20 protein-coding genes and 3 pseudogenes are annotated in these 26,450 nt (G+C 43.5%); 14 read left to right on the top strand and 9 right to left on the bottom strand.

Features of this window, described 5'->3' with window-relative positions; translation table 11 throughout:
- Nucleotides 1–90: 90 nt before the first annotated feature.
- From Q2J34_RS07330 to Q2J34_RS07290, 9 genes are all read left to right on the top strand, one after another.
- Entirely contained in the window at nucleotides 91–393 is a 303-nt protein-coding gene (locus Q2J34_RS07330) for a conjugal transfer protein TraO (RefSeq protein WP_300969756.1), read from the top strand.
- Nucleotides 394–405: 12 nt separating this feature from the next.
- Nucleotides 406–852 (top strand): DUF3872 domain-containing protein, encoded by a 447-nt coding sequence (locus tag Q2J34_RS07325; protein WP_300969755.1) that lies wholly within the window; start codon nucleotides 406–408, stop codon nucleotides 850–852.
- Nucleotides 853–1,010: 158 nt separating this feature from the next.
- Nucleotides 1,011–1,313 (top strand): cupin domain-containing protein, encoded by a 303-nt coding sequence (locus Q2J34_RS07320; protein WP_300969754.1) that lies wholly within the window; start codon nucleotides 1,011–1,013, stop codon nucleotides 1,311–1,313.
- 674 nt (nucleotides 1,314–1,987) lie between these two features.
- The gene (locus tag Q2J34_RS07315; protein ID WP_300969753.1) at nucleotides 1,988–2,497 is read left to right on the top strand and encodes a hypothetical protein; all 510 of its coding nucleotides are present in this window, start codon (nucleotides 1,988–1,990) and stop codon (nucleotides 2,495–2,497) included.
- Nucleotides 2,445–2,846 carry a hypothetical protein gene (locus Q2J34_RS07310; protein WP_039865881.1) on the top strand — a complete coding sequence of 134 codons (402 nt, stop codon included), beginning with the start codon at nucleotides 2,445–2,447 and terminating at the stop codon, nucleotides 2,844–2,846. Before Q2J34_RS07315 ends, Q2J34_RS07310 begins: the two co-directional genes overlap by 53 nt.
- Entirely contained in the window at nucleotides 2,843–4,888 is a 2,046-nt protein-coding gene (locus tag Q2J34_RS07305) for a bifunctional DNA primase/helicase (RefSeq protein ID WP_300969751.1), read from the top strand. Before Q2J34_RS07310 ends, Q2J34_RS07305 begins: the two co-directional genes overlap by 4 nt.
- Nucleotides 4,876–5,184, top strand: coding sequence for a helix-turn-helix domain-containing protein (locus Q2J34_RS07300; protein WP_300969749.1), 309 nt, complete (start codon nucleotides 4,876–4,878; stop codon nucleotides 5,182–5,184). The genes Q2J34_RS07305 and Q2J34_RS07300 overlap by 13 nt, the downstream gene beginning before the upstream one ends.
- A gap of 88 nt (nucleotides 5,185–5,272) precedes the next feature.
- Nucleotides 5,273–5,980, top strand: a complete 708-nt coding sequence (locus tag Q2J34_RS07295) for a DUF6088 family protein (protein WP_300969747.1) — start codon at nucleotides 5,273–5,275, stop codon at nucleotides 5,978–5,980.
- Nucleotides 5,965–6,969 (top strand): nucleotidyl transferase AbiEii/AbiGii toxin family protein, encoded by a 1,005-nt coding sequence (locus Q2J34_RS07290; protein WP_300969746.1) that lies wholly within the window; start codon nucleotides 5,965–5,967, stop codon nucleotides 6,967–6,969. Before Q2J34_RS07295 ends, Q2J34_RS07290 begins: the two co-directional genes overlap by 16 nt.
- A gap of 232 nt (nucleotides 6,970–7,201) precedes the next feature.
- Here Q2J34_RS07290 and Q2J34_RS07285 read toward each other — a convergent pair whose 3' ends face one another.
- From Q2J34_RS07285 to Q2J34_RS07275, 3 genes and pseudogenes are all read right to left on the bottom strand, one after another.
- A complete protein-coding gene (locus Q2J34_RS07285) occupies nucleotides 7,202–7,801 on the bottom strand; it encodes an RloB family protein (protein ID WP_300969744.1) in 600 nt (199 codons plus the stop codon).
- Nucleotides 7,802–7,804: 3 nt separating this feature from the next.
- Entirely contained in the window at nucleotides 7,805–9,106 is a 1,302-nt protein-coding gene (locus tag Q2J34_RS07280) for an AAA family ATPase (RefSeq protein WP_300969743.1), read from the bottom strand.
- Nucleotides 9,107–9,291: 185 nt separating this feature from the next.
- Nucleotides 9,292–10,800: pseudogene (locus Q2J34_RS07275) on the bottom strand (helicase-related protein); the annotation flags it as partial.
- Between the two features lie 285 nt (nucleotides 10,801–11,085).
- On the opposite strand from Q2J34_RS07275, the gene Q2J34_RS07270 reads away from it, so the two are divergent.
- The 5 genes from Q2J34_RS07270 (at nucleotide 11,086) to Q2J34_RS07250 (ending at nucleotide 15,784) form a co-directional block, all read left to right on the top strand.
- Nucleotides 11,086–12,306 carry a tyrosine-type recombinase/integrase gene (locus Q2J34_RS07270; RefSeq protein WP_004331551.1) on the top strand — a complete coding sequence of 407 codons (1,221 nt, stop codon included), beginning with the start codon at nucleotides 11,086–11,088 and terminating at the stop codon, nucleotides 12,304–12,306.
- A 4-nt stretch (nucleotides 12,307–12,310) separates the two neighbouring features.
- Complete coding sequence (locus Q2J34_RS07265; RefSeq protein ID WP_300969742.1) at nucleotides 12,311–13,582, top strand: site-specific integrase; 1,272 nt, start codon at nucleotides 12,311–12,313, stop codon at nucleotides 13,580–13,582.
- A gap of 592 nt (nucleotides 13,583–14,174) precedes the next feature.
- The gene (locus Q2J34_RS07260; protein WP_040562944.1) at nucleotides 14,175–14,444 is read left to right on the top strand and encodes a helix-turn-helix domain-containing protein; all 270 of its coding nucleotides are present in this window, start codon (nucleotides 14,175–14,177) and stop codon (nucleotides 14,442–14,444) included.
- A 20-nt stretch (nucleotides 14,445–14,464) separates the two neighbouring features.
- Complete coding sequence (locus Q2J34_RS07255; RefSeq protein WP_004349937.1) at nucleotides 14,465–14,773, top strand: helix-turn-helix domain-containing protein; 309 nt, start codon at nucleotides 14,465–14,467, stop codon at nucleotides 14,771–14,773.
- Nucleotides 14,774–15,373: 600 nt separating this feature from the next.
- Nucleotides 15,374–15,784 (top strand): plasmid mobilization protein, encoded by a 411-nt coding sequence (locus Q2J34_RS07250; RefSeq protein WP_025883492.1) that lies wholly within the window; start codon nucleotides 15,374–15,376, stop codon nucleotides 15,782–15,784.
- A gap of 196 nt (nucleotides 15,785–15,980) precedes the next feature.
- Here Q2J34_RS07250 and Q2J34_RS07245 read toward each other — a convergent pair.
- The 6 genes and pseudogenes from Q2J34_RS07245 to Q2J34_RS07220 all read right to left on the bottom strand — a co-directional run.
- Nucleotides 15,981–16,118 (bottom strand): annotated as a pseudogene (locus Q2J34_RS07245) (two component system sensor kinase); the annotation flags it as partial.
- Nucleotides 16,118–18,043: a tetracycline resistance ribosomal protection protein Tet(Q) gene (tet(Q), locus tag Q2J34_RS07240; protein ID WP_004291466.1), complete on the bottom strand. Its 1,926-nt coding sequence runs from the start codon at nucleotides 18,041–18,043 to the stop codon at nucleotides 16,118–16,120. The gene tet(Q) and the pseudogene Q2J34_RS07245, both read right to left, overlap by 1 nt.
- A gap of 377 nt (nucleotides 18,044–18,420) precedes the next feature.
- Nucleotides 18,421–19,392 carry an IS30 family transposase gene (locus tag Q2J34_RS07235; RefSeq protein ID WP_300969182.1) on the bottom strand — a complete coding sequence of 324 codons (972 nt, stop codon included), beginning with the start codon at nucleotides 19,390–19,392 and terminating at the stop codon, nucleotides 18,421–18,423.
- Between the two features lie 265 nt (nucleotides 19,393–19,657).
- Complete coding sequence (locus tag Q2J34_RS07230) at nucleotides 19,658–20,683, bottom strand: nucleotidyl transferase AbiEii/AbiGii toxin family protein (RefSeq protein ID WP_007441848.1); 1,026 nt, start codon at nucleotides 20,681–20,683, stop codon at nucleotides 19,658–19,660.
- Entirely contained in the window at nucleotides 20,680–21,321 is a 642-nt protein-coding gene (locus Q2J34_RS07225; RefSeq protein WP_232501423.1) for a DUF6088 family protein, read from the bottom strand. Before Q2J34_RS07225 ends, Q2J34_RS07230 begins: the two co-directional genes overlap by 4 nt.
- Nucleotides 21,322–21,761: 440 nt before the next feature.
- A pseudogene (locus tag Q2J34_RS07220) lies at nucleotides 21,762–26,393 on the bottom strand (DUF2958 domain-containing protein); the annotation flags it as partial.
- Nucleotides 26,394–26,450 lie beyond the last annotated feature (57 nt).

The raw sequence follows: 26,450 nt of genomic DNA, 5'->3' as shown, positions 1-26,450 counted from the left end.
GAGGTTGGAGGTTAGAAGTTAGAGATTAGAGGGCTGGAGTGACACATTTGTGAGACTATTGCAACAGTCTCATAATGCGTCAGCCCTGCAGTGCCATCCGTGTGGCACTACAGTTTCTTCCCCATGGCACTGGAGAATGTCTTTGGCTACCTGGGGCTATCCGCTCTCTGCGGTTATGAAGAGCTAAACGAGGATAAACAGTTGCTACCCGATGGAGCTACACTCCTGGACCGGTCTCGCTTTACTTATGGTGGAGCGATACATAGCTCGGTGGAACTGTTCCTAACTGACAATCTGCTCTTCGTTCTCAAAGCTCAAGGGCGACTGCTCTTTGGCTCTGACCTGCATCGTTTTCGTCCTGCTATCTCAGCAGGACTCAAGTTCAATATCTAACTACCAACAACAATGAAAAAGTTCCTAGCGAATACGATATGGGCTGTGGGAGGGATTGCTCTCGCCCTCTTTTGTCTATCTGCTTGTACTCGCGAGCTGGATGTACAGCAGGCTTACGACTTCTCGCTTGAAGTGATGCCGGTGCAGAACTCCATAGCTAAGGGGGAAACGGCTGAAATACGCTGTAGTCTCAAAAGAGCTGGTCGCTTTGCCAATACGCAATACACGATCCGTTACTTCCAGCCGGATGGCAAGGGTTGCTTGAAGATGGATGATGGCTCTGTATTCAAACCGAATGACCGCTATCCGCTCACGAGAGATGACTTCCGTCTCTATTACACTTCACGCTCTACCGATCGACGAACGATTGACATCTACGTGGAGGACAACTTCGACCAGCTTCAGCAACGGACTTTCAACTTCAACAATGAAGATACAAGCAAGCGTTCAAGTAGCTAAGAGAGCATAAGCAATAGCATCTCATTTAGCTTTGCACAGTTGCAATAGGCTGTAATACATCTACATACAAACATACAACATCAAAACGAACGTCATTCAAATGTTTTACGTACATTTGTAGCAGACAGGTATTAATCATAACCAAATAAAGAGAGATTATGGAACAAACAATCAATCATATCGGCAATGAAATCAGCACCTTAGGCAAGGTTGTTGACAACAAAGAACTCATGCTGGTACACCTGCAATTGAAAAGCGGAGAACAAATTCCCTCACACGACCATAAAGGACAGGAAGTATACTTCACTATAGTGAAAGGAACTGTGGAAGTTACTCTTGACGATACCGAGGTACATCGTATCAGCACAGGTACCGTTCTACATTTCCCCGGTGAAGCTCATGTAGGCGTAAATGCCATGGAAGATAGTGATTTTTTCGTTTACCTCATCAACAGACAATAACGTTATGGATATGAAAAACCATCTGTCGCATGTAGACCTTGAAAAAACTCAGCAAAATACTCGAGATTAAAGAGGCATACCAAAGAGCGCAGATTGTAGCTCAAATAGAGTATTTTGGGAGTTTCGACCGTCTCTGGAGGTGCTCTGAGGAAGGGCTTAGCACCAAAAGAAAAGTGCCTTAACTCGCTGAGAATTAAGACACTTACTGTTTTGTTGTACTGGTTGGCTTGTCTCTGCCAGAGTACGTAAAGCGGAAGCGGGGGAAAATGAACTTACGCCCATAACTTCCTATGTCTCAATCTCTTTATATACTCTCTAAAATCCCTGTAGCCAAATTGTAGCCAAGACGGATATTTTTGAGAGTCCGTACAGAGTACACTTACTTTGTGTTATCCGAGTTCAAAAGTACCATTTTTCTGAACAATCACCAAATTCTTGGTTTCATCACTCTTCGGAGAGTAGTATGGCTACACTGCAAGTGCACGGTGCAAGTCCCCTATATATAGAGGGATCTTGCACCGTGCACTTGCAGTCCCTTACCTCCTCTCACGAACAGATGCCTATAATGGTAATACTTTACCCAACAATGGTAATATGATATTCGCCTAAACGTCTAAACATTGGGAACTTTGCAGCGCAGCAAGTTGCTGTGGTAAACCATAAAAAGTAGCCTAATGAAAGAAACAGCTAAGCTATACATAGTCAATCCGTCTCTTGAGGATATCATTCGCCGTTCGAATAACCTCAAGTCTCAAGCTTTCATAGCTGAGATGGATGTCTCCAACTTTAGAAAATCAATGACTCTTAGTGGCGGTCAGCAATTAAGGACCTTCCTCAAAATCGCTCAAGCAGCTAAGAAAGATGTCATTTTTCTGCTGATTGATGCAGATGTTGTAGAGCCCATAACGGGACCTTTGAGCCTGCAAAACGATGTACACTATACACTGACTCAAGAACAGTTCTTCAAAGTGTTGGACAGCATCTATGGAAGCGAAAGACAATCCATTCTTAATGCTCTAGTGAGAGAAGTAGTGAACTACATGATGGGGTCCAACCTTGATCTCTCCAAGTTTATCTCTCAAGTTGAAGACTACCTTAGGTGTCTTAAAGCAGGATTACAAGACGAATCATATGGATTACAATCAGACGCAATTGGAAATACTTCAAGAGATTCAGTCTCTTAGATCTGCAATAGATAAGGTATCGGGCTTTATTGCGGAACTCAAAAGTGACTATGAAGTCCTTGAAGAGAAAATAGAGCTTAACTCTTCTGATGTAATGAGAATCCTTGGTGTTTCAAGAGCTTCATTAGCTCGCTGGCGAGAGGCGAATGCAGTTCCTTTTCGTTACGTATCAGCTAATCATGTGGTCTATCCTTTCAAAGGCCTGTACATCGCAGTGAAGACTGGTCGAGCAACATTCAAAGGCTTCAGAAGGATTGAGGCAATACAAAGACTAAATGCGTACAAAGATGGCATCATAAAGGGGTATCTAGGTGAAAATAAGCCTGAAATGTTGTTTGAGGAGCTATGAATATCAAAGAAGAAATACTTGGTCTCACGAATAGAGGCTTGGATGTATTCACCTACTATATGCCTATGGACTTTGTGCCTAAGCGGAATTTTCGCAATCCTTTTTATGAGGATAAAAGAGCTTCGTGTAACATTTACTTCGATAGCAAGAATGACTGTTACCGTATGAAGGACTTTGGGAACGAGCTTTATTCTGGAGACTGCTTTTGGTTTGTAGCAATGGTTGCTGGGCTTGATGCCAAGCGAGATTTTCGCAATATCCTACAGATGATAAATAGAGACTTGGGGCTAAACCTTAGAGTTGGTCAAGATTCTTCGATATCAAAGATGCCCTCCAAAAGCTACAACGACAAAACGATGTCTAAAGCCACGGTTGCACCTCCTAAACGATTTGAGTTCACACCAAAGACTTTCGGACAAAGAGAACTCCTATTTTGGTTCCGTTATGGGATTACAGAAGAGGTGCTTCATCGTTTTCATGTGAAAGCATTGACTTGCTTTAAGTCAATCAATCGTGAGGGGAAACCCTACTCAATATATTCTAATGATGAGGAACCAATGTTTGGCTATGTAATGCAAGGCTTCATCAAGGTTTATCGGCCTCACAGTAGTATCCGCTTTCTCTATGGTGGGGAGAAAGTCGAAGATTACGTTTTTGGATTGGAACAACTATCTAGTAAAGGTGATGTAGTCTATATAACAGGTGGTGAAAAGGATGTGATGAGTCTTTCTGCTCATGGCTTCAATGCTATTTGCTTGAATAGTGAAACAGCCGATATTCCAAAGTCTCTGATGGAACTCTTGAGTCGACGATTTAGGCATATCGTCATCCTTTATGATGTAGATGAAACGGGTATTCGGGCTTCATTTAAGGTGTTACAAACCTTTTCAGAACTGTCTATCCTTAGGCTAGAACTTCCACTAGACGGAGGAAAAGCGCAGAAAGATATATCAGACTTTTTCTCAATGGGGCGAATAGCAAAAGATCTCAAGGAGCTATTAGCCAAGGAACTGAACAAACTATATGCAAACACGCTAATGATGATGAAATCCTGTGAGATTGATTATGATAACCCACCTGAAGCTTCCCACCCCATTGTGTCCGTTAACGGTGTTCCATTAGGAACTCAAGATAACCTTTTCTGTATTACTGGCGGTGAGGGCACAGGAAAGAGCAATTACATCTCTGCTATTCTTTCTGGAGTTATAAACGAAGAAGCATTAGACCCAGAGACAACCTTAGGGCTACGGATTGCAGCCAATCCTAGGCAATTAGCTGTTCTACACTATGACACGGAGCAATCTGAGGCTCAATTGCATAAGAATCTAGGTAGGACGCTCAAACGTGCAGGGTTAAATCGAGTCCCTTTATTCTTTCACTCATTTTACTTGGCTTCTCTTTCTCGCCAAGAACGCCTAAAGCTTATTCGGGATAGTATGGATATGCTTTATCACAAATACGGAGGTATTCAACTTGTAGTTATAGATGGGATTGCAGATTTAATCCGCTCTGCCAATGATGAGAGTGAGAGTATAGCTGTAGTAGACGAATTGTATCGTCTCGCGGGTATTTATAATACTTGTATCATCTGCGTGCTTCACTTCGTGCCAAACGGAGTGAAGCTACGTGGACACATTGGCTCTGAACTTCAACGAAAAGCAGCTGGTATCCTTTCGATTGAGAATGATGACAATCCTGAGCTTTCTGTGGTTAAAGCTCTCAAGGTGAGAGACGGAAGTCCTCTAGATGTGCCAATGATGCTCTTTGGGTGGGATAAAGAGCTTGATATGTTTACTTATAGAGGTGAAAAGTCCAAAGCAGAAAAAGAAAAGCGAAAGACAGTGGACTTGATTTCAGTGGCTAAAGAAATCTTGAAAGAGCAAAAATCGATAGCTTATAGTGACTTGGTGGTCTCAGTAATGGAGGAGATGGATGTCAAGGATAGGACGGCAAAAAAATATATTGCCTATATGAGAGAACAAAATATCTTATCTCAAGATAGTATGGGTAACTATATAAAAGGCAAACTATGTCATACTTAGACTATCTTACAGAAGACCAGTGGCAAAAACGCCTATTCGATAAGCTAGCGAGCGTGGAAGAAAAACTAGACCACTTGTTGGTATTACGAGAGCAAGCCGTAGAAGCTGTTGTTAAGCCACCTCTCAAGCCTGAGTATCTTGACATCATTGATGTGTCTAGATTGCTAAAGGTTGAGCAAAAGACCATCTACAATTGGGTATGGGCGGGTAAGATCCCCTACCTTAAAGCTAATGGTCGCCTACTGTTCCTTCGTGAGGAAATCGATGAGATGCTACAAAAACGAGATGACTGGTAATTTTTTTTCTTTCAATCCGACTATTTTGTTGTGTAAGCACTTGCACTTACACAACAAAATGACTACCTTTGCGAAAAGGTCAAGTAGCATGACAAGCAAGAGTATTAAAAAGAGGATTTTGGATTTTGAGATGGGAAAAGTTTTCCGGCTGGAGGACTTAGAGCTTTCTCGTTCGGAGTACAATGCAGCTGTGGTAGCTTTAGGACGATTAGCTCAGGAGGGAGAGATCGAACGACTTAGCCCAGGAGTTTATTACAAGCCCAAGCAAACACGATTTGGGGTTGTCGGACCATCTATGGAAGAAAGATTCCGAGACTTACTCTATGACGGGGACACTCCTATTGGCTATTTGACAGGTCTCTATGCATTCAACCTATTTGGACTAACGACCCAACACTCATCCATTCTTGAAATAGGGACTAACTTTCCGAAACGTAATACAAAGCGGGGGATTTATGCCATCCGTTTTGTACTACAGAAGAACCAGATCTGTCAAGACAACATCGAGATGCTGCGTCTTTTGGACTGTTTGAAATGGATCAAGAAAATTCCAGATACTACTGTCGACAAGTCGTATACTCTCCTAAAGAAGAAAGTCAGTGAATATGAAAAGGAAGATCATAAGCAACTAGTGGAACTTTCCCTAAATTACACTCCACTCACAAGAGCTTTGTTGGGTTCTATGCTAACAGATGAATCACTTGTGGCGACTTTACATCAGACATTAAACCCTCTTACACGATTTAGAATCGGACTTTCCTCCACTTTAGTGTCAAGCCAATGGAACATACAATAAGAGAGCCTTTACATTTAGACAGCGAGTCATTCAGAGACTTGCTACAAGCGTCTTCTGAGGATTTGAAAATTCCAGTCCAGTTGATCGAGAAAGATTATTATATCTCAGCAATACTCCGATCCTTATCTAAAAGCACCTACAGTCGGCAGATTGTATTTAAGGGAGGGACTTCATTGTCCAAAGCTTATCAATTGATTGACCGGTTTTCTGAAGATGTGGACTTTGCCGTCATCAGCGGTGATATGAGTGGCAATCAAGTCAAGATGCTATTATCTAAGCTGATGAAAGAGGTTACGGTGGGTTTTACAGAAGATAAATCCTTTGCAGATATATCCAAAGGGTCAAAGTATAGGAAGCAAGCATTCTCCTATGATGCTCTAGTGGGGTTGGATGTTTCCGTCAATCCTATTCCTTCGAGAATTATCGTAGAGATTAGTGCGTTTGCCAATCCTTTTCCTTATGAAAAAAGGGCGATAGAACCATTTGTGACTACTTATCTGAAGAAGCAACACTTGGAGGATGTCGCATCTCAATATCACCTTGAACCTTTTGAGTTGAATGTGTTGTCGCTGAAGCAAACCTTATGCGAGAAAACCGTTTCTCTCATTCGCTTCTCTATGAGCCAGGATCCATTGGCATCTCTTTCGTCTAAAATCCGCCATTTCTATGATTTGAATGCTCTTATGACTATCAAGGATTTGGAGGAGTATGTTTGTGGTGTAGAGTTTGTGCGTGATGTAGAAACTTTGGTCAAGCATGACCAAGCAGCCTTTGACGAGCCTTTTGGATGGAAAGGTCTAAAAGACCTAACCCAATCGCCATTGGTATTGGATTTTGAAAAGTTATGGGAAGCTCTAACTCCTAGGTACGAAGAGAATTTATCTGCAATAGCTTATAGGGAAATTCCATCTTCAGAAAGGGTGAAGGTATCATTCTTGAAAATCTTAGACTCACTGAGAACGATTAACCTCACAAAAAGTAGCGGGTAAGGTTATCTATTACCGAAAATCATCTAAACTGATTCTATCGCAATTTCGGCTTGGATACAACCACTCGGCTCGTTACTTCTCAATTATTTTGAGTAGTTTGAGTGCTGGTTCTAATGGGAGCACTTTAGATGTTGGTAAAGGTCAAAACAGTTGGTGTAGTATCCATATAGTTCATTTAGCCCATTAATATGCGACGTATAAAACACATATCAGATTCTTATTCACTTTGAAGCTATTGTTTTTCGTCCTGCTCTAAACTATCCAGCTGGATTAGAACTTTATGAATCTGGGTATATGAATGGTAGTCCTCTGGGGTCTTTTGTGCGATTTCGTATAGCTGATCCGCATATTGAATGGCTTTTTGAAGATTGCCATTGGAAGTAAGGTACTGATACAGATTCGTTTTCTTGAAATACGCTTTACTCTTCTCGTAACCAGGCAAATACTTCCGCAGATCCTTCACCACTTCGTCACAGTTCCTATAGTTCTTAGTAGACAATGTCGGAAGAAAATGTATGAGGAACCAAAATTCGGTACAAGGGTTGGTCTCAAGGACAATGGCTCCTTCTTTTAGAAGCTTCTCTTTTTCTGCTTTATATGAAACCATCTCGTTGGGTTTAGTGTACATCACATCCATATCGATCAGACAAAAAACCTTGTCATACCCTTCTTTAATACATTGTCTTGCTTGCTTGAATATGTACCTCCAATCTGAGTGTTTGGGAAATGTGGGTTTTAGCTGGTACGAATATCGTTTGAGTATGCGCATTGACTCAAAATAGAACCACTCAGTTTCGCCTTCACCTATAATCGCAACACTTTTCTTTGTCATAACTCAATCCTCATTTATGTCTAGATATTGGGACCCCAAGAATGGCAACGGAGCCAATTTGTTCTGCTTGTAGGCATTGTAGGGAGAAATATTCTTGTGTAATCCGTAATCAGAAAGACGAGTAAGCTTTGTTGTAGCGTTCTCATCTTTTTGAGTAAACCACACTGTATCTCTGCGTACAAAATCCGCATTTAGAAGATTTAAATCATGTGTTGTAAGTAGCATTTGAGATGCAACCTCACTGCTGGCCAAAAAAGTTCGAAGGAAATAAGACCAGAGCTCATAGTGCAGGCTAGATTCAATCTCGTCTATGACAATGATACTTTCCTGATGTAATACCTTGTATAGTAAAACAGAGAATGCAAGCATTTGAAGCGTACCCGCAGACTCCAGCTGTTCTGGGAGCTTATAAGCCCCCTTTGGGGTCGTATGGCTGAACACAAATTGTTCTTTCCGGATCACACCATCCTTGAGCCATTCCATTTTTACATTTTCAGAAATCGGAAGAGCAGTAATGAAGGAACTAAGAGCTTCATCCAAATGTATCTCTTCGTCTTCTATCTCGATGTCCGAAATGTTGAAATCAGAGGCTTTCAGAAATTTTCGGACAAACGTGGTAATTGCTCCTCCATTATCGTTGCTCAAGACATCTTTTGTATAGGATGCCACTGAAGTGGCTCCAGACAAAGGAGGAAAGAATTGCTCAGAAAAATATTGATAAATAGCATCCAATCGAGAGGGTTCTACATTACTTTTGCTCCATGCTGCCAAGACGGACATATTTCCAATTGTATTGCCTTCTATTGCTTGACAACTCTTTTTACCCAAACCTAAGTAGCTTCCCCAATTAATGGTTTCAATATCTAGTTGCTCGTTGTGTCTGCGTTCATAGAGTAGAGCAGCCTTACTTGATGGATAGTATTGTAGTTTTTCCCAATATATCCTCTTGCTGTCTGCCTCTAGTTGCAACAAGTATTTCTCAGCTTTGATATAGAACGATAACTCAAAGCGAGTTGGACGTGTACGCGATTCTTCGTCCAATAAAAAAGGAATGATATCCAATGTTTGTGCCTTATCCTTCGTTGGCAAGCACAATATATTGCGTAAGGCATTAAATGCTTGCAACAAGTTTGTTTTGCCAGAAGCGTTTGCGCCATAGATAATTCCAACCTTCAGCAAACTCACTCCTTCCTTTACCTTATGAGTATACTCGTCTATAAAAGACTTGTCTCCAGTCGGTTCAAAACTGAAGGTAACGGGAGTAAGTATTGAGAGATAATTTTCAACTGTAAACGATGCGATCATAACTACATTCTCATTTTTATCTGGTGCAAAGTTACCTTTTTATTTCCACAAACAAGCACTCAAATCGAAGAAAACGAATTATTTCTACGATTTAGCGGCTTTCAGACACAACAAAAGCGCATCAAAGTGCTGAGATTTGGATTAAGACTTCTATTTAGATAAACAGCTGAAGTCTTTCATTAGACCTAGAAATGTTTCATTGACTTGGGGGAATTACTTCGTGAGGGCTTCAAATTATCAAGAGAGTCTTTTGTGCTTTGAATAGTCTCTTGATGACCTCGGCTTTCTCGTACCTCTTTTTCAAGAGTCTCTTTTTCTTCCTCTTCCTCTGGTGGAGAGAGCGTAAGGGCAATCTTTCTATCCAGCTCGGCTGCCTCCCCTTTGAGCGCACGTAGTTCTTCCTCCTTCTTCCACGAGCTATTGGCAATGGCTGTGTAGACCTCCTTATTTGCTGAGACCTTTGCTATCTCCTTCTCGTGAGATTCAATCACCTTAGGAATGCGCTCTAAAGCATTAAAGAAGTTCAGGCAAGCCAGCTTAGGATCATTTGCCAGCTTGCCGTTATTGTAGGTGTAGTAAATACTACCCTCACCCTTTACGAAGAAGCGGTTCACCGATAGGTCAAATAAGTTCTGAGAGGAACTTTCCGTCTTGACCATAACAGAGAAGCCATAAAGCTCTCCTATCTTGTTGTACTCACCATTGGTACGAGCCTTTTCCTCTATCTCTTGAAGACGATGAGCAATGACTTTGATGTCAGAACAATCCTCTACACCTTTAATTGAAAGTCGATTGACTGGGTTGCCTTCAGCATCTCGTTCCACTCGTTGCTCAAAGCAAGTGAGGTCTTTCTTAGCCTCTTGTATCTTGCCCGTGTGGTAAGAGAGTGAATGGTCAATCTCGGCCAACTTACCTATAGCCCCATTTCGTTCACGTAGGAAGTTCTTGCGCTCTGACTCTAATGCGGTAATCTTCTTGTCTAGCTTAGCTTTATCCAATAGGTCTGTGTTGCCCGATAGCACAGCTACATACTCTGAGAAGTTCATGCCACTATCTTCATCCATTGATCCTTCATCGATGGTACGCATACCTAGCTGATTGCTCTTCAATTGATTGATGAAAAGTTGCTTGTTGTGTAGTAGGTTGAACTTATAGCTGTCCAACGAACGCTCCACTGCATATATAATCACATCGACCTTGTTGTCGGCAAACTCCTTGGCAACCAAATTGCCCTTTCGGATAGCTCGTCCGTTGCGCTGCTCTAAGTCTGACGGTCTCCACGGGGTATCAAGATGATGTATAGCCACAGCTCGTTGCTGGGCATTGACACCCGTGCCCAACATAGATGTGGAGCCGAAGATGATACGTATATCGCCCCTATTCATCGCTTCCACTATCGCTTTCTTCGCTTTCTCATTCTTGCACTCCTGAATGAAGCGTATCTCGTGAGATGGGATGTGATACTCCTCTACCAACTTACGCTTAATCTCCGAATAAACATTCCACTCGCCAGGCTTGTAAGTACCCAAGTCGCTGAAGACAAACTGTGTTCCCTTCTGTTCGTTATACTTCTGATAGTAGTTATTGAGGAGCTTGGCACAGTGGCTGGCTTTGTTGTCTATATGGTCCGAATACTTTTCTAGGTCTATCATTCGCATATCCAAGCTCATCTTGCGGGCATAATCGGCAGTTAAGAATTAAGGGAAATAGCGGGACATGCAAGGGATGTAACTATTTGGAATAGCCTCATTTAGGCTTTCTTGCTATTTTGAGGATAAGCAAAAACGAGCATAAAACGGCAGGAGTTCCGTTTCCAAATCGTAACCCATCGAAGAAAGAGCAAAGAGGGGTTACGAATTGAAGCTAAACAACTGCTCCACAGTTTTTTATTCATCGTATTTCATCGTTCTGCATCGCTCAGAAGCACCTGTTTCACTGTACCTTTGCAAGCAAAGGGAATTTAGAAAAACGATAGAAGAATGAAAGAAAACAAACTGAAAGTATCGTTCTTTGTTCAGGCAAGACGAACCGACAAGAAAGGACTTGTGCCTGTCATCGGGCGCATCTCCGTAGGCAGAACCCATTCGGGGTTCTCCACCAAGTGTAAGACTCCGATCTCCCTATGGGATAGCCGTAAGCAACGACTCACCGGCAAGAGTGCTATGGCGGTGTCCGTCAATCAGAAACTCGGTGAATGCACCGCACTCATCCACGCACGCTTTCACGAACTCAGTGAAAGAGAAGAAACCTTTACCGCCACCGATGTGAGGGATGCTTATCAGGGGCAAATCCACCGTCAAGCCCTGCTTTTGCAGAGTTTTGAGGAATATCTCAGACAGACAAAGGAACGCATAGGCATTGATAGAGCCTTGAAGACATTCAAGCTCCGTACCTATCAGCTATCCCTGCTCCGTGAGTATCTGCAGAAGAAGTATAAAGTAAGCGACATTCCCCTTTCACAATTAGACAAAGCCTTTATTGAGGGTTTCGAGTACTACCTCTCCATTGACCGAAAACTGAAACGTAGCAGCGTGTCAAGTGCTCTATCCACCTTGAAGAGCATCGTCCGCATGGCGGTGAAGAAAGGCGTGCTGGACTTCTACCCGTTCTTGGGCTACAGTTATGAACGTCCCAAAGGTGAGCCGAGAAGCATCTCACAAGACCAGCTGCAACGCATCATTGACTTGGAGATAGAATGGGAGAACTACCGTATTGTCCGTGATTTGTTCGTATTCTCCTGCTTTGCAGGCTTGGCAATCTCAGACGTGCGCAATCTCAGAGAGGAAAACATTGTCTTGGAAGAAGGTGAACTTTGCATCAAGGGCAAGCGAATGAAAACCAAGACCCCGTATCGTGTACAGGTGCTTCCACCTGCTTGGGCGATAATGGAGCGGTACAGAGGTAAGCGTGCGGGTTTTGTCTTTGATGTGCCGACTAACGACATCATCCACAACGGCATGCACTACATACAGAGAAATATCGGTATGGAAAGCCCGCTAACCTTTCATATGGCTCGCCACACCTTTGCATCGCTCATCACGCTCTCAGCAGGAGTGCCTATTGAAACGGTGAGCCAGATGCTCGGACACACCAACCTGAGAACAACACAAGTATATGCTGCTGTTTCCTCCGAGAGAATCCATCGAGAGATGCAAAATGTGCAGCAACGCATACAAGATACATTCACCTTGAAGCTTTGATATTATGGCACGAAGTACATTCAAAACACTATTCTATATCAATCGGTCCAAAGAAAAGAAGAACGGCAAATGTCCGATTATGGGACGCATCACTATAGACGGAAAGCAGGTGCAATACAGCACGGGCAAGGAGATTGCTCCCGAACTTTGGGATAGTCGTAAGGGAAGATGCAAGGGAACGGGCGAAGAGATAAAGGAAATCAACCGCTATCTCCAAGCCAAAGAGGAACAAGCCAAAGCGAAGTATCAAGAATTAGTATGGCAGCGTGGCTATATCACAGCCGAGCTACTGAAATGTGAACTCATGGAAGAAGACAAACCTAAAGGTTTTCTTTTGGAAGAAGCACATCTCTTCATTGAGGATAAACATCCCTGTGTGGGGGTAACGGTTGCCAAGCCGACCTTTGCCAACTACATCTATGCCACACAACTCATAGAGGCTTATCTGCGTGAACGATTGGGACTGGAGGATATTCGCTACTCATTGTTGGACTACGGCTTTATCGAGGGGATGGACTTCTATCTCAAATCTGAGCGCAACCTTTCCCTTGCCACAATTCAGATTGTGGTCATCTTCCTAAGAAAGCTCATCGGCATAGGTCAGCAGAAGAAGTATATCCGCATCGACCCCTTTGTGGACTACAAAGCGGAACTGCCACACCGCACAAGGCGTTATCTCACTACGGAGGAGCTCCAACGGGTATTACAAACACCCATCATTGACAGGCAGTTCGAACGGGCAAGGCAGCTCTTTCTTTTCTGTGCCTTTACTGGTCTGGCACGTGTGGACATGCAACGGATCAGGCTAAAGCATATCATCCGTAATGCAGACGGCACGGAGGAAATCCGTATCAAAAGGCAGAAAACGGACGTAGAAGCTATCATTCCACTTTTGCCTATTGCCAAGCAAATCCTTTCACTCTATATCAAAGACAAGAAAGTAGACGACTTGATATTCCCTAACCTAACCACCCGCAAGGCGTCTTTAGCTTGTGTGAACATTGGTCAGATATGCCGAATAGAGAAAGGTTTGACCTTTCATATGGCTCGCCATACATTTTCAACCACAATTTGCCTATCCAACGGGATCTCAATGGAAACGCTCAGCAAGATGCTCGGACACAGCAATATTGACACAACACAAATCTACGGGAAGATAACCGATCACAAGATACAAGAGGATATGACTGCACTCACTGACAGAGAGCATTCTGCCTTTGAGGGTTATTGTGAGTCAATAGCACAGCAAGATAAAACGCAATCTGAACCTTTATAGGTGAACTTTCCTCAAAGACCTGAAGCCGTAATCGGTCGGGCAAAGGTATGGCGGTTGCCTTGATTGCTTGCAAGGTCAAGTCCTGCGGATGGAGTGAAAAATCTCCACCGCAGGGCTTTTCTCTGTACTTTGGGACTATCATACTTGCAAAAACTCGATTGTTAGTGCGGTCGTATTTTTCGCTCCAACCTTGCAGCAATAGGCTAACCGCCAAAAGAATAAGCCCGAACGAATACGGCATACTCAGGCTCTTTGGACGCAAGAAGCGACAAAACAAATACTCCACCAATCAATCAAGCCAAAGAGTGTGCTCTCGCTCTGACAATTGAGAGAGAGGTCGAAGCAATCGAACACTCGAGAGTGATCTGATTTTATTTTCGCTAGTACGGAACGAACCAGCGCCTCATCTCATTACCGCAATAGCCTAGGCTTTTGTATTCACCATTTCCCTTGTTTCCTAACTATTTCCTTATTCTTCCTCACTCTTTCTTTTTCCGCTTTAGAGGGGTTACTTTTGCATCCGACAAGAAGGGCAATCGACAGAAAAACTGCTCGTTTGCTGAGTATTAACAACGTAATCAACAACAATGCAATGAAACTTATCATCATCGACCGCAAGGCATGGGAGCAGCACTGCTCCTCCTTTGCAGATTTCATCCACCGTATCGAACGGCTTATCGGGTGTCCTCCCGAAACGGAAGAATGGCTTGACAATGAAGCCGTATGCCGTAGGCTCGGAATCAGCAAGCGCACCCTGCAACACTATCGGGATACGGGTAAAATACCGTTCTCTATGGTCGGGCATAAGTGCTACTATAAAGAGAGCGACATCACTGAGATACTGAATGCTCAGAAAGACTGAACCCAAGCACCTAATGAACTATGTCAGAGAACGAAATTATTACACAGCAAGACCCTCAAATGCAGATGTTTGCACAACTTATGGAGGGTGTCTTGAAGAAGCTGGAGCGTTATTGCGCTACTGCACGTCCTATGTTGGGCGGAGAGGTTTACCTTACAAGTGAGGAAGTCTGCAAGCTGTTACGTCTGAGCAGTCGCACGCTCCAAGAGTACCGAGACAGTGGAACAATAGCTTATCACAAAATCGGAGGCAAGATACTCTACAAACAGAGCGATATACAAGCTATGCTTGAAAGGTGCTATAATCCTATATATAAGAGAAATAAGTAATTGAACAGCGGGGTAAAAGAAGTGAGTTGAGATATGGTTTAGCGGATACTCATTTGAACTCGGGTGCGCTGACGTCAGGGGCATACAATCTCTCGGGGAGTGTCAATTCTTCCATCGGACTGCGTGCTTTTGTCCCTCTTTGGGGATGATTGACTTCATCGGTGCGTTTTCAGCGTTTAATCTGAGCTTACAAATACCTACGGTCAAATGAGTAAGCCATAGGGGATTTCGGTTAAGAGTTGGGTAAGTCAAGATTTGGTCTGGTCAAGAAGTGGGTTTTAACTCAAGTCAAAATTGACCAAAGTCAAAATTGAGTTGAGTCAAAATTGAGTTGAGTCAAAACCTAACTCTTGAGCTAAGTCAATTTTGAGTTGAGTCAAAACTGAGCCAAGTCAAAACTGAGTCAAATCTTAACCAGATTCAAAACTTAGCTCAGAAAGTCAAAAGCTAATTTCCAATCGCCCCTAAGTGGGTGGCATCAATTCTTGATATTGGCAAGGTGTGTCTTTGTAACACAAACCGCAGTTTGTAACACAAAGACCCTTGCCCCGAAGGGGAGATGAATTACTCCAAAGTCGTAATTAACAGAAGAAACAACAGATGAACGAGCAGACAGAAAGAGATCGTAAGCGAAAAGAGCTGAATAAGCCTCGCTGGGACAACTGGCACGTACGCTTGCCTGACCCGAAAGACCAGCAACGGGCGATTGAGTTGTTCCATAAGTCAGGGGCGGAAACGAAGTCCGACTTTGTGCGGGCAAGGATATTGGGGGAGCATTTCAAGGTGATAACGGTAGATAAGTCTGCTGTGGAGTACTATCGTAAACTCTCCGAATTGACTGCCCAGATACATAAGATAGGTGTGCTGTATAATCAAGCTGTACGTGCCATCAACAGCTATCATAGCGTGAAGACTGCTCAGATACTGCTTGAGAAGCTGGAGCAACTATCAGCTCAGATCATTGCATTACAGGAGCAGGCTATCTCTCTGACCATTGATTACCGCAAGTAATGATTGCTAAGATTTCAGCAACGGAGAACCTCGGGGGTGCGCTCGGCTACAACTTCAAGAAGGTGAATAAGAAAGAAGCTGGTTTCTATCATAAGTACTAAGAATAGTATTAGTTAACTTTTTCAAAGGTACTAAAGATAGAGCCAGCTTCTTTCTTATCCCGCTGTTAGGTATCACACAAAATCTCGGATGAACCTATTTTTTTATTGCCAAGTTCTAATGCTTCTATCTCCTGCCATTCATAGAGGCTATTATATGCCATACATCCGATAAGAATGGAGATAAGTATATATCCCAACCGTATTGCCTTATAGAAATTTCCTGACCGCTCCATTATTTTAATGACATTGATTTTTGGAACATGAATAAAAGTTTATCTTTTTCGTTCATGCGGATATTATCAGAATAACCGTCTTTTGTTATTTGATACCCACATGGCTTAACCATAAAAATGCCTAAGCCCTTAGTGTACGAACTTACTTCTGAGGCATAGTCTTTACTTGTATTTAATGGAACTTTCCCTTTAATATGACACCACTCATTATTACAACTGATGTCTTCAATCTCAGACATCAGTTTTTGCAAATCTGTAATAGCTTTGGAACTCGCTACTTGGGGTATCTGCAACTCAAAACAGAGCATCGGTTCGAGAATGTCCACACCTGACTGTTGCAAAGCCAGCCTGAAGACATAAGGGGTCAGCTGTCTGAAATCAGCAGGTGTACTTACCGGGCTATAATACTCGGCTTGAGTAAAAGTTACTTTCAGATCTGTCACTTCCCATCCATGTAAACCAGATTGGCAAGACATACGAATCCCTTCAAAAACGGCATTTTGAAAAGAATGGTTCAGATAACCATAGGAGATGTCACTTTCGATTTGCAACCCTGCCCCTAACGGTAAGGGTTCAAGAGTCAGCCCTATTGTGGCCCAGTAAGGGTTGGGTGGTACTTCGATCTGAATAATCTTATTGACCTTTTTTATAGGTCGTTCTTTGTAGATAGTCTTGATCTCATCAAAATGGACCTTTACGGAAAATCGTTCTTCCAGCAATGTCTGTATGATTTCCTTTTGGGTCAAACCATATAACGAGATTTCCAATTCATCACTATATGAGTTTATGGAAAAGGACAAAGACGGGTCTTCAATCCACAATGTATTCAGAGCGGATATCACCTTGCTTCTCTCTTCGGGCTTATTTGGCCGGACGGAGGATTTGAGAGCGGGATGCTGATGAGATAATCCTTGAATCAAACAAGGTTTAGCACCTAAATAATCTCCGATTCGAAAATCTTCTATATCTTCTACAATCGCGATATCATTGGCACCCACTTCATCAACATTTATCTCTCTGCCCTGATAAATAGTCTTTAGATTTTTAATCTTGATGAATTTTTCCGAATCGTTGATTCTTACAACGTCTCGAAGTCTCAGACTTCCGTCAATTATTTTAAGAAAACTTCTTTTATGCCCTTTGGGGTCATGCTCTATCTTATAGAGATAAGCTGAAAGTCTGTTTGAGACTGATGCCGGAGGAAGTATAAAAGAAGAAATGGCGTCCAACAACTCATTGATACCGATATTGAACATTGCTGATCCATGTAGCACCGGATAGACTTTGGCTTTTGCCACAAGAGCGATTATCGTATTCCAATAATCAGCCGGTGAAATTTCGCTATCCGCCAAATATCGTTCTAATATATCGTCGTCATGGTTGCATACAAATTCTTTGTATTCTTCCTTTATATATGTTTGGGAGCAAACCGGATAAACCGATCCATCGACAACAGTTTGCATAAACAGGACATCTTGCGACAGATTTGTTTTTATATCCATATACAAACGCTCCAAATTCACACCGGCACGGTCAATCTTATTGATAAATATAATTGTCGGGATTTGCAGCTTTTGTAAAGTACTGAACAGCAACTTTGTCTGCGCTTGTATGCCTTCCTTTGCGGATAAGATGAGGACTGCTCCATCAAGCATTTTGAATGTCCGCTCCACTTCCGCAATAAAATCCATGTGTCCCGGAGTGTCAATGATATTGCATTTCACTCCATTCCAGATAATAGATGTCGTAGAAGCCCGGACAGTAATTCCTCTACGTTTCTCTATATCCATAGAGTCCGTTATGGTGTCACCATTATCCACACGGCCGCACTTTTCCGTTGCTCCACTGGCAAACAGCAGATTCTCGGTTACGGAAGTTTTTCCTGCATCAATGTGAGCAAGAATTCCTAAATTTATAATATTCATTTGGATTAAGCAATAATATACTACAGTAGATGCATTGTCGAAACGCACCTTTTAATACCTCCTCGTAGCATATGAGAACTACAGGATTACTAACTCGTATTAATATGTATATTATTACTGCCGCATAACGATTACAAAATTACACAAAAAAATATATCTAACAAAAGTGGGAGGATTTTTTAACTTTCGCACATTCCAGTGTCAAGTGCAACACAGTTACAAATGTAGGAAAAAAACTTCATAGGGAGTTTTATAGCCTAGTTTTTTTCGAGGTCGCACATTCCAGTGTCAAGTGCAACGCAGTTACAAAGGTAGGAAAAAAACTTCATAGGGAGTTTTATAGCCTAGTTTTTTTGCGAAGCCGTACATTCCACCCGCTAATGCAATTTCTCAAGAATGATGTTTTTGATGACTTCATTGGGTGTCTTATAGTTTAGGTTTTTACGGGGTCTATTGTTTAGTAGGTTCTGAAAGCGTCTAAGGTCAGCGTCAGTTAAGTCTTCGAAAGTAGAGGCCTTAGGAATAAACTGGCGTAGCAGTTTGTTTAGGTACTCAATATGAGGCTTATCCCAGGATTGATAGGGGTGGGCAAAGTAGACGGGCGTTTTGAGAGACCTCTCTATGGTCTTAAACTTGGCAAACTCACTTCCATTGTCGGTTGTGATCGAGTGTAGCAGTCCCATCTTCTTGTAGTACCTCAGAGCTTTATTCACCTCTCTGGCGAGAGCTTTGGCATCCTTGCCATGCTCCAGAAGTCGTATGATAGTAAAGCCTGTAACACGCTCTACAAGCGTTAAAATTGCTCCTTTCTGCTCTTTGCCTATAATGGTATCCATCTCAAAATCTCCTACTCGTGCCTTCTGGTCAATGCACTCAGGACGAGTCTCTATGGACTTTCGCTTAGGCCAGTCTGTTTTTATTGGTACGGCCAGGCGTCGCTTGCGATAAGCTAGCCCATGCCTTGTGTGTTTGTAAAGCTTGCCTCCAGCTTTCTTGTCTTGATGCAGGAACTTGTAAATGGAGGTCTTACCGACCATCGGCTTGCCCTCCAGCTTTCGCCTTCCAGCAATTTGCTCTGGAGACCATTTATGCTCTACAATGCACTGGACAATATCAGCTTTCATAGCATTCGTCAATTTAGCTCTTGCCTTGTTCTTCCAGTCTTGTCGCTCTTTGGCAAACATCTGAGCCTGAGTAGGGCTATAGTTGCCAGCGGGTGTCAAGTTCCTCTTAATCTCTCTACAGATGGTGCTAGGGTGTACTCCTATGACCTCTGCGATCTTTTTTTGAGGCGTGTTAGTCTTCAGAAGAGCAGCAATTTCGTATCTTTGCGCTTGGGTTAGATGCATACTTGTATATAGCTAAGTTTTTGTTTCCACAGCAAATATACTGCATTAACCTTAAAGGGACGGTGAGCGCATCGTCCCTTTTTTCGTCTCGGCAGCTCGCTACCTGCTCCTCCCGCCCTCCTAGGAGAGGAGGGGGCGTCCGGAGCAGGGCGAGCTCCACTCCAAATTGCATTTTGGAGTGGAAAATACGAGCACACATTCTCAATATAAGGGCTAAAGGGTACGGTAAACTATAGTCTGGATAAATAGGTAAGTATATGGAAAGCTATAAAGATAATGTCCAAGCAATTTTATTTATGCTCTTATTTAGTTCAGTTATTTCATTCAAGAGACTATCAAAGCTTGGTGTCTCTTCGTAAATCATATCTTGAGACATGGCGACGTAATCTGATCTCCACTCATCAAGAACTTCTTTCGGTGGTACAATAGATAACTTCTGTGGAGCAAGCGTTCGGTAGTCAAAACCTTTCAGTCCTATAAACATACTACGATGCTGCACTATTGAGGCGTATAACGTTGGATCACTTAAGGCTCTTGTGGCGATTTCTGTCTTAGAAATCTTGTAGACATCGTATAGGTGCCTGCTCATTCTTTCGGATCTGATTGAGGAAAACTCCTTTTTTGCGAACTCTTCGTGTAGCAGACAAAGTTTCTCTATAAATGTTCGTTCAGGACTGACAGCTAAGACCTTAAACTCCTTTTGCACAAATGGTGTATTAGGCATATACTGCTCAATCCAAGAATTAGTCATTACACTTTCTAAAGGCTCCGACATAGAGCGTCCGCTTACTTCTATTTTAACGACAGGTTTGAGATAATCAGTCTCCTCGGAAAAAAGCGACTCATATGCAACCTCTATCACCTCTGGATCTGTAGTGGAAATAGAAGTAACATTGACACTTACTTCAAAAAGCGAAGGGTCAATTGATAGACTTGCTAACGCTTTCTCCAAATCAGTCTTTAGCATTTCTCTTGTAAAAGAGCATGAGGCTCTTCTTAGCTTGTCACTTATCTGTGTTTTAGAGAGCTGACCAGCAAACCCTAAATACTCACGATTAATTGCAATATCAATATCTTCGGAAAAGCGTTTAATCAGATTCCAACACTTACTGAGTGAAGTACCACCCTTGAAAGAGAGCTGATCCGCATAGTGTAAGGAAAATAGGGCTCGAAGTACCATAGTTACCCACCAGTCTTTCTCTATTACACTAAGAGGGATATCACCAATTCGTGGCCTGACAATTTCCAGTACTTCTCTTTGCTCCTCTTTTGATAAGTCTGTAAATATCATTGTTCTCTCAGTCTGTTTAGTTCATCTTGTATCCATTGTGGAGCCAAGTGAATATCCCTCTTATATTCTTCCTCTGAAATTGAGCGGAGATGTTTTTTTAGAATGCTCTTATGCACCTCCGTTAGATTACCTTGCCCAATCTCTCTTAAGGCAAAAACAAGCATACGTACCAACTCTGAGGTGTATGCAAAATTGTTCATATCATTAGACCTTTTCAGCTGAATGCCTCGACCCTTTCCCAGCTTTATTGTTCGTGGTGATCCATTAGTGATGTACACTACATTCATTGGGATTTGAGTTGAAAGACCTAATTTATTTAGGACATAAGTGCCAGAGGGTATAAGTGTGATTTTGTCCCTTTCTTCAATTATCCTAGCCACCTCTTCAATGGAAGGATAAATAATACCAGTCCCCCACTTGGTGTCCACCTTAGGATAATAATAGAGCCCATGAGCCAACCTCACAAGATAACCCTCTTTGGTCATGCGACTAAGCACCTGTCTTATAGCGGTGCTATCGCCACAAGGAGCAAACTGGTTAGGGTAAAGTATCGACCCTTCTCCAGAATCAATAACAGCCTCTTTGATAAGCTGATGTGTACTTTTTAATTGCTTTCCCATGTCACAAATATAGTTCATATTTGTGACATGGCAAAATGTTAAGCAACCCGCTCTTGCCTCGGCACCTTCCAGTGTCAAGTGCAACACAGTTACAAATGTAGGGAAAAAACTTCGTAGGGAGTTAGCTCATTCCATTTAAATCTTTTGACCCACCTCTGGAACTACCTCCAAGGGAGGGTACTTTTGTACGCTTCGTTTTGCGCTTACTACTGGAAATCGCACTTGACGTTCATAGTTTTACCCTTTTTATGCAGTGAAATTTGAATCTATGAACTCGAAATCTAGCATACCATCTTGAGTAGATTTTATATCTTTGCAGATATTAAATAGAGAGTTCTTTGAAGCACTGCAGAATGAAGATAGGAAAAGAAACTTGCTCGTTTCCAACTCGTAACCCTTTTGCCCTACACTCTTTCCTGCTCTATTGATTATCTGAAAGATACAAGTTTCTTGAACCTTTTGCGGGCATAATCCGTTGCGATTAGCATCTTGGCTTTCTCCTCCTTTTCCGATAGTTCATCTCGTCCTAAAAGGGTTGCATCTCCCGTCTTGGCGAACTCCATCAACTTGCCGATAAACTCTTCCTGCTCAGGTGTGGGCGGTATGTTATGCAGTATCTCGTTCTTCTCCGGGCGGTCAATGCCGATATCCTTAGCGGTACGATAGTCACAAATCTCCGCATAGAAGGCTGCCAGCTCCGGCACTTTAATAAAGGTTCTGAAGCGTTCCTTCTGTATGATGTCATTGGTGATGGAGAACTCGTAGTCGGTAGACTTCTTCGCAAAGACAGCAGCCCAAGCATCAAAGCTATTGATGCCTTGCTTTTCGAGTGCTTGAGGACGTAGGTACTTGAAGAGCAGATAGAGCTCTGTGAGTGAGTTGCTGATGGTCGTGCCACTAAGGAAAGTAGCTCCTAAGTCTTTACCCGACCGCTCCTGAATGGTACGTATGGCAAAGAGCATATTGAGTGCACGTTGTGACCCCTCTGGATTACCTAGGCCAGAAACTCGGTCGTGACGGGTGTTGAACATCAAGTTCTTAAACTGATGACTCTCGTCCACAAAGAGGTGATCGATGCCCATCATTTTGAAGTCCACTGCATCATCCTTACGCTCGGCAATACTATCTTGAATGCCTTGTAGTTTGGCTTCTAGGGTCTGCTTTCGCTTCTCCAGCCCCTTGAGCATAGCTCGAGAAATGTCTGCACCTTGCTGACGAAGAACTTCTAGGTTTTCCTCTATAGAGTCTTTCTCCTTTTGCAAGATTGCCTCCTGTATCTCTAGAGCTTGAGGTATCATCCCAAACTGCTCATGGGTCAATATGATGCAATCCCAATCGTTGTTCTTGATGTCGTTAAAGATGCGTTGGCGGTTTTGCTTATTGAAATCGTTCTTACCAGGATAAAGCACTCTAGCATTGGGATAAGCCTTTCTAAAAGTGTCAGCAATGTCGAAGACATTTGCCTTTAGTCCGATAATCATCGGCTTGTTTGCTAAGCCCAAGCGCTTCATCTCATAGGCTGCCGTACACATGATGAGGGTCTTACCAGCCCCTACCTCATGGTCACAAATACCCCCGCCATTGGTTTTGAGCATCCATACGGCATCCTTCTGACTCTTATAGAGGTCAGAGATACCTAGCCCTTTCAGATTTAGATCGGGAAAGGATTGATGCGCACCGTCAAAGTTGGGACGCACGAAGCAGTTGAATAGCTTATTATATCTGTCGGATAGTTGTTGCTTAAAGCTCTCTGGCGTTCTACCTAGCCAATCTACAAAGCCCTGACGTATCTCCTCTATCTTAGCATTAGCCATCTGTATCGCATGCCCATCACGCACTTTGATCGTTTTCGTTTCGCCTGTCTCTAGATCTCGTACCTCTTTGTTCTTATTGATATCGGGTATGGTATTGTGTAGTGCATGCTTTAAGAGATTAAGTCCATCATAGCGTCTGAACTCTCCCTGCACGGCATACTTATGCCAAATGTTGCCATTACGTCTATCACATTGCAAAACATATTCATCCATTGTACTCTGATAGGAGATGGTAATCTCTGTCTCAAAGAATTCTGAGGCAAAAGCACTATAGACTTTGGCTGGTATCCACCGCTCCCCAAGGTTGAAGTCAAGCTCAGCAAAGGGTATCGGTGTAGGTGTGGCAGCCCGTAGGGCAGCTAAGCTTTGCTGTGCTTCTTCATGATCGGGATGTTCTAGTAGCCACGACTCAATCTGCTCGCTCTTCTCTATTACATTGCCTGAGATAAACTTGTCTGCCACTTCGTAGCCATCTACTTCTGGATTGTAGTAGATACGTCCCTCTAGAGCTGAGATAATGTCACTCTCCTCCATCTCAGGGAGGAGCGAACTCATATAGTCTAGCTCCACAGAGCCATACTTATTCAGAGAAGAGACGAGAGCTTCCGTGGGGTCGGCAGCTACTGTCACCTCTGTAGTGGCAAAGACGGTAGGATGGTCAAATATGTCTGCCTTGATGTATTCCCCCTTATCGGATCGCTCTAAGAAGAGTATCTCGACCCCAGTTGCGTCCATCTTGATGAGGTCTGTATTGCTCTTCTGATTGAGATACCCCCAGCGACTGACGAAGTCGTCATAGAGCCGATTGAGTTTTATACGCTCCTCGCTATCCTCACATCTATTGTTCGCTTCGTAGTCGTATAGCCGATGGTAACTTTCTCGTATCTCGATGTACGCTTTGAGCTTGGTTAGGCGCTCATAGGGCAAGTCCATCGGATGAAAGGTAGGCTGTCGCTTCAGATTCGAGAGATACCCCACTTGTCCATTTTGCAGCACGATCGACCCATCTCGTAGATGCGAGTCGGGCAAAGAGAGGAATGGACGAGGTGAAGCATCAAACGACTTCTTAACCTCTGTAACTGGCTGTACTTCTCTCTTCACTTCTGCAAAGTCAAATAGAGAAGGTTGCTCGATTGAGGAGAGCTTGGTACTTCTTCTTGCTCTTGGACGCTTTACTGAGCTTTGCTTGGGCTTAGAAACTGTCTGTTGCTTATTGACCTCTTTGATTTCCCTGTTAACACGAGCGACCTCTTGCGTCCAAAGTTCGTACTCTTCGGGAGCAAATAAATAACCCGCTTGTTCCAGACCGACATCTGTAGTATCCATCACGGGATGATGGTCGTCATCAAAGTAGACCATCTGTCCGCCCATCTCTCGTGGGGCTTCTAGGTCTGTACGTATATCCGCTTCATACTGATGCTGTAGCGTTAGTGCTGGCACACCTTCGGGTGCTGGTGCTAACATTGAAGAGGCTTGCTCCTGCTGGGTGGGTTCTACCAATTCATTCTTTTCGATGGGGTTGATGGAAGTTCCCTCTGAAAAGGACTTCTCCACGACCTCTTCCGCTTGGGTTTCTGTTTGTACTACCTCGTTAACTACAACAGTGGGAGCTTCTGCAACCGACTCTTTGCTATACCGTCCTTGGACAAGCTCTTCCAGCTCGGCTATCTCATGCAGTGCTGTAGGAGAAAAATGAAGGTCTCGCTCAATCCCCAAGCCATGTATCTTGACCTCCTTCATTTCGTCCAAGGAGATGTAGCCGAGCTCCCAACCATAACCCATTGTAACTGCTCCGAACGCAAGACGTTCTTCTGGGTTGTACTCTAAGAGGTAGGCTGTATAGGCTCCCAGCGGGAAGAAGTATCGTACATAAGCTGTACGATCTCCAATAAGTTGCTTCTCTGTGTCATATAGCTTGGGTAGTTGACTCTTAATGCTGTCAGGCATTAGGTTGTAAGCGTTGTCTGTTTCTTGCTCTTCGTCTACTTTAGGCTCCACCCCAGACAATCCGACCGTTACGCCCAGCTTACGCAATTGCTTCTCGGCTTCATTCTGTCGCTCCTCCTCGCTCATCGCTATACCCGTCTCATAGAGCTTGCGGTCAAAACGTGCTGCCACATCTTGCGTGAGCTGTATTCGGAGACTCTCAGCCATTTCCTCCATAGTTCCCCCAAAGCGATATTTCCAAGTTGGCTTGCCGTAAGGGTCTCTACCCAGCTCACGACTGGTGGCTATGGTGCGAGGTGCCACATCATCCCACGAGCCCTCGAAAAGTGAGTTATGGTTGAAAGCCATAGTAAAACCATCCCCCTTGGGCACGGCGACTGTCTGAACAAACTGCTTCTCCAGCTCCTCGCCAATCTCCTTGCCCGACTGCTTCTGCAGGACAATCAAGTCGCTTCCGACCTCAGTCCCTGCCTGCTCGCTAAACATCCCTGATGGCAGACGGATAGCAGAGATGAGTCGGCTGTTTTGCATCAGATAGCGTCTGATTGGCTCATTTAGTGCTGCATCGAGTACGCCTTGTGAAGTGATAAATGCAACGAGACCTCCCTCTCTAGTGCAGTCCAAGCCCTTTACGAAGAAGTAATTATGAATGGCTCGTGTTGACTCCTTTTTGAAAAGTTCATTCCCCCTACTATACTCACGGTCATAGACCATAAAGTCTCCAAAGGGGATGTTGCTGGTTACGAGGTCATACTTCTCCGTCTCTTCTAGGGGTGCTATCGCTTCAAAGGGTTCATTTCGCACGAAGATGTTGCCCTCGCCATAAGGGTGCAACGCTTGACTGATGCGAGCCGTGAGCAGATCTTTCTCCAAGGCATCAACAATACCCACCTGCTTGGCAAATGTTTCGGCAAAAGCCCCCATCCCCGAGGAGGGATCGAGGCACCGTTTGAGCGTCACACCACTTGTTGCTAGAGCATCTGAAATTGCAGAGACGATACGTCTATCTGTATAGAATGAGGTGAGCACACTCGCTTTGATGCTCTCCCAATACCGCTTGGCGGTGTGAGCATCGACCGCTTCTCGATAGATCATCTGCTTGAGCTGTTGTGTCGGAGCAAAGAGTTCTTGCTCCGACTTACTCCAATAGCGAATGTCCGCTGGCGTGTCTGTGCGGTTCAATACGCACTTCAGACCTCCGAAGCCTTGGTAGCCACGCAAGATGCGTTTCTCTGCTTCGGTAGCCAGACGATGCTCTTTTTCTAGTCGTAGCACCACACGGATTGCTTCTGCATTCGCTGCCAAAACTGCTTTCTTGTTGTATGCCATAGAGGTACTCTGTTTGTTGATGATAGTTGTTAGCCATGGAGGGAGGAGGTCAATCCT

The sequence above is a fragment of the Porphyromonas vaginalis genome (genome assembly GCF_958301595.1).
GTDB lineage: Bacteria > Bacteroidota > Bacteroidia > Bacteroidales > Porphyromonadaceae > Porphyromonas > Porphyromonas vaginalis.
The sequence above is the reverse complement of the archived record's forward strand: the minus strand, read 5'-3'. Positions and strand labels throughout refer to the sequence as shown.

Coding starts and splice junctions, on each gene's coding strand:
- Q2J34_RS07325 (WP_300969755.1), top strand. CDS start 406: ATGAAAAAGTTCCTAGCGAATACGATATGGGCTGTGGGAGGGATTGCT.
- Q2J34_RS07320 (WP_300969754.1), top strand. CDS start 1,011: ATGGAACAAACAATCAATCATATCGGCAATGAAATCAGCACCTTAGGC.
- Q2J34_RS07315 (WP_300969753.1), top strand. CDS start 1,988: ATGAAAGAAACAGCTAAGCTATACATAGTCAATCCGTCTCTTGAGGAT.
- Q2J34_RS07310 (WP_039865881.1), top strand. CDS start 2,445: ATGGATTACAATCAGACGCAATTGGAAATACTTCAAGAGATTCAGTCT.
- Q2J34_RS07305 (WP_300969751.1), top strand. CDS start 2,843: ATGAATATCAAAGAAGAAATACTTGGTCTCACGAATAGAGGCTTGGAT.
- Q2J34_RS07300 (WP_300969749.1), top strand. CDS start 4,876: ATGTCATACTTAGACTATCTTACAGAAGACCAGTGGCAAAAACGCCTA.
- Q2J34_RS07295 (WP_300969747.1), top strand. CDS start 5,273: ATGACAAGCAAGAGTATTAAAAAGAGGATTTTGGATTTTGAGATGGGA.
- Q2J34_RS07290 (WP_300969746.1), top strand. CDS start 5,965: ATGGAACATACAATAAGAGAGCCTTTACATTTAGACAGCGAGTCATTC.
- Q2J34_RS07285 (WP_300969744.1), bottom strand. CDS start 7,801: ATGACAAAGAAAAGTGTTGCGATTATAGGTGAAGGCGAAACTGAGTGG.
- Q2J34_RS07280 (WP_300969743.1), bottom strand. CDS start 9,106: ATGATCGCATCGTTTACAGTTGAAAATTATCTCTCAATACTTACTCCC.
- Q2J34_RS07270 (WP_004331551.1), top strand. CDS start 11,086: ATGAAAGAAAACAAACTGAAAGTATCGTTCTTTGTTCAGGCAAGACGA.
- Q2J34_RS07265 (WP_300969742.1), top strand. CDS start 12,311: ATGGCACGAAGTACATTCAAAACACTATTCTATATCAATCGGTCCAAA.
- Q2J34_RS07260 (WP_040562944.1), top strand. CDS start 14,175: ATGAAACTTATCATCATCGACCGCAAGGCATGGGAGCAGCACTGCTCC.
- Q2J34_RS07255 (WP_004349937.1), top strand. CDS start 14,465: ATGTCAGAGAACGAAATTATTACACAGCAAGACCCTCAAATGCAGATG.
- Q2J34_RS07250 (WP_025883492.1), top strand. CDS start 15,374: ATGAACGAGCAGACAGAAAGAGATCGTAAGCGAAAAGAGCTGAATAAG.
- Q2J34_RS07235 (WP_300969182.1), bottom strand. CDS start 19,392: ATGCATCTAACCCAAGCGCAAAGATACGAAATTGCTGCTCTTCTGAAG.
- Q2J34_RS07230 (WP_007441848.1), bottom strand. CDS start 20,683: ATGATATTTACAGACTTATCAAAAGAGGAGCAAAGAGAAGTACTGGAA.
- Q2J34_RS07225 (WP_232501423.1), bottom strand. CDS start 21,321: ATGAACTATATTTGTGACATGGGAAAGCAATTAAAAAGTACACATCAG.